The following is a 3525-nucleotide window of genomic DNA, read 5'->3' as shown; positions in this document are numbered from 1 at the left end:
GGGGAGGAGGGCCTGAAATGACTCCCCTTTCCGAAGTCCTTGCCACCATCCCGCGCCGAGCCGGGCGCTGGACGGTTGCCGGGCTGCCCGAGGGCGCTGATGCGCTGGTGCTGGCCGAGCTGGCGCGCACGACGGGCGGGCGCGACATTCTGCACGTGGCGCGCGACGGTCAGCGGCTGGAGCGGCTGCAGGACGGGTTGCGCTTCTTCGCGCCCGACCGCGAGGTCCTGGTCTTCCCGGCCTGGGACTGCCTGCCCTACGACCGCATGTCGCCGCACCCCGACATCGTGGCCGAGCGGCTGGAGACGCTGGTGCGCCTGGCGGCGCCGCGCAAGCCCGGCGCGCCGGCCCGGGTCATCCTGGCCTCGGTCGGCGCGGCGCTGCAGAAGGTGCCGCCGCGCAGCCTCTACGCCGAGGCCGCGGTCGTCCTGCGGCGCGGCCAGACCGTCGATGTCGCCTGGCTGACCCGATTTCTCGGCGAGAACGGCTACGGCCGCTCCGAGACCGTGATGGAGCCCGGCGAATACGCCGTGCGCGGCGGCCTCATCGATCTCTTTCCGCCCGGCACCAACGAGCCGCTGCGTCTCGACCTGTTCGGCGATTCGCTGGAGACGATCCGCTCGTTCGATCCGATGAGCCAGCGCTCGACCGGCACGCGCGACGAGGTCGTCCTGCTGCCGGTGAGCGAGGTGCTCTTGACCGAAGCCTCGATCGCGCGGTTCCGCGGTGGCTATCGCGAGCTGTTCGGCAATGTCGCCGACGATGTGCTCTACGAGGCCGTCTCGGCCGGGCAGCGTCATGTCGGCATGGAGCACTGGCTGCCGCTGTTCCACGAGCGGCTGGAGACCCTGCTCGATTACTGCGACCAGGCGATCGTCACGGCCGACCACCAGATCGCCGAGGCCTTCCAGGCGCGCCACGAGCTGATCGTCGACTATTACGACGCCCGCCTGAAGACCGGCGCCAAGGGCGGCATGAGCGGCGCCGCCGACTACCGACCGGTGCCGCCCGAACGGCTCTACCTCAAGCCGTCGGAATGGGAGCACCTGCTCGACGGCCACACCGTGGCGCAGCTCACGACCTTCGACACCACGCCGGACGTGGCCAACTCCGTCGACCTGCACGGCCGGCGTCACGAAGGCTTCGCCAAGGCGCGCACGGCGCAGGGAGTCAATCTGTTCGACGAGGTGACCAGGCACGTCAAGGCGGCCAACGACGCGGGACGGCGGGTAGTGATCGCGGGCTACACCGAGGGCTCGGCCAATCGCCTGCAGCACCTGGTGCAGGAGCACGGCGCCACGACGCCGGTGCCTGTCGCGGATTACGCCACGGTGCTCGGTCTGCCGCCGGGCGCGTTGGGCATCGCCGTGTGGCCGATCGACCATGGCTTCGTGCTCGAGGCGCTCGAGGTCATCGGCGAGGAGGACATCCTTGGCGACCGGCTGTCGCGCCCGGCCAAGAAGCGGCGGCCGTCCGAACGCTTCATTGCCGAGGCCTCGGCGCTGAGCGAGGGTGACCTGGTCGTCCATCGCGAACACGGCGTCGGGCGCTACGAAGGGCTGGTGACGCTGGAGATCCAGAACGCGCGGCACGATTGCCTCAGGCTCACCTACGATGGCGGCGACAAGCTGTTCGTGCCGGTCGAGAACATCGACGTGCTGAGCCGCTACGGCGCCTCGGAGGAGGGCGCGCCGCTCGACCGCCTGGGCGGCGTCGCGTGGCAGTCGCGCAAGGCGCGGCTGAAGCAGCGCATCGCCGACATGGCCGACCGGCTGATCAGGATCGCCGCCGAGCGTGCCGTGCGGCGCGGCGAAACCATGAGCCCGCCCGAGGGGCTGTACGAGGAGTTCTGCGCCCGCTTCCCCTATGCCGAGACCGACGACCAGCTCCAGGCCATCGCCGACGTCATGGAGGATCTGTCGTCGGGCAAGCCGATGGACCGCCTGATCTGCGGCGACGTCGGTTTCGGCAAGACCGAGGTTGCCCTGCGCGCCGCCTTCGCCGCCGCCCTGTCGGGCAAGCAGGTGGCGGTGATCGGCCCGACCACGCTGCTGGCGCGCCAGCACCATCGCACGTTCGTGGAGCGCTTCGCCGGCCTGCCGGTACGCATCGGCCGGCTGTCGCGCCTGGTCGGCGCCAAGGAGGCCAAGGCCACCAAGGAGGCGATGAAGGAGGGCACGCTCGACATCGTCGTCGGCACCCACGCGCTGCTCGCCAAGAGCGTCGAGTTCAAGGATCTCGGCCTGTTGATCGTCGACGAGGAGCAGCATTTTGGCGTCGCCCACAAGGAACGCCTGAAGGAGCTGCGCGCGGACGTCCACGTGCTGACGCTCACGGCGACACCCATCCCGCGCACCCTGCAGCTCGCGCTCACCGGCGTGCGCGACATGAGCGTGATCGCTACGCCGCCGGTCGACCGCCTGGCGGTGCGCACCTTCGTCACGCCGTTCGACGGTGTCACGATCCGGGAAGCTCTGTTGCGCGAACAATATCGCGGCGGCCAGAGCTTCTATGTCTGCCCGCGCATCGAGGATCTGGCCCAGGTGGCGAACGACCTGCGCGAGCTCGTGCCCGAGATTCGCCTGGGCATGGCACACGGGCGGCTGGCGCCGACCACCATCGAGAACACCATGCAGGAGTTCGTCGACGGCAAGTTCGACGTGCTGCTGTCGACCAACATCGTCGAGAGCGGGCTCGACATCCGCAACGCCAACACCATGGTGATCCATCGCGCCGACATGTTCGGCTTGGCCCAGCTCTACCAGCTGCGCGGCCGCATCGGCCGCGGCAAGATGCGGGCCTATGCCTATCTCACCGTGCCGCCGGGGCGGGCGCTGAACGAGGCGGCGGCCAAGCGTCTCGAGGTGATGCAGACCCTCGACACCCTGGGTGCGGGCTTCCAGCTCGCCAGCCACGACCTCGATATCCGCGGCGCCGGCAACCTTCTGGGCGAGGAGCAATCGGGCCATATCCGCGAGGTCGGCATCGAGCTCTATCAGCAGCTCCTGGAGGAGGCGGTCGAGGCGGCGCGCGGGCAGGCACGCGAGGCCGAACGGGCCGACTGGTCGCCCCAGCTCAATCTCGGCATCCCGGTCCTGATCCCGGAGGAGTACGTCTCCGACCTGTCGGTGCGCATGGGCCTTTACCGCCGCATCGGCGCGCTCGCCAGCCAGGGCGAGATCGATTCGTTCGCCGCCGAGATGGTCGACCGCTTCGGCAAGATGCCGCCGGAAGCCGAGTTCCTGCTGAACACCGTGGCGCTGAAGCTCCTGTGTCGTGCCGCCGGGGTGGATCGCATCGACGCCGGCGAGAAGGCGGTCGTGCTGTCGCTGCACGACAACAAGTTCGCCAACCCCGACAGGCTCATCGCCTGGCTGCAGAAGAACGCGCCTTTGGTGCGCCTGCGCCCGGACCACCGCGTGATGGTGCAGCGGGTCTGGAACGACGAGCGCCAGCGGCTTTCCGGCGTAACCTCGATCGTTTCGGCTTTGGCGAAGCTCGCGGCTTGAGAAGCGGCAGCGCGGC

The 3525-nt window shown here is 69.5% G+C and carries 1 protein-coding gene; it reads left to right on the top strand.

Annotation, left to right across the window (positions count from 1 at the left end):
• Nucleotides 1–3509, top strand: a 3509-nt coding sequence (gene mfd, locus AB7O82_RS37785) for a transcription-repair coupling factor (protein WP_428621891.1), incomplete at its 5' end; no start/stop codon positions are given.
• Nucleotides 3510–3525: the final 16 nt, after the last annotated feature.

Origin of the sequence: Reyranella sp. (assembly GCF_050185545.1) — a bacterium.
Classification (GTDB): Bacteria; Pseudomonadota; Alphaproteobacteria; order Reyranellales; family Reyranellaceae; genus Reyranella.
The sequence above is the reverse complement of the archived record's forward strand: the minus strand, read 5'-3'. Positions and strand labels throughout refer to the sequence as shown.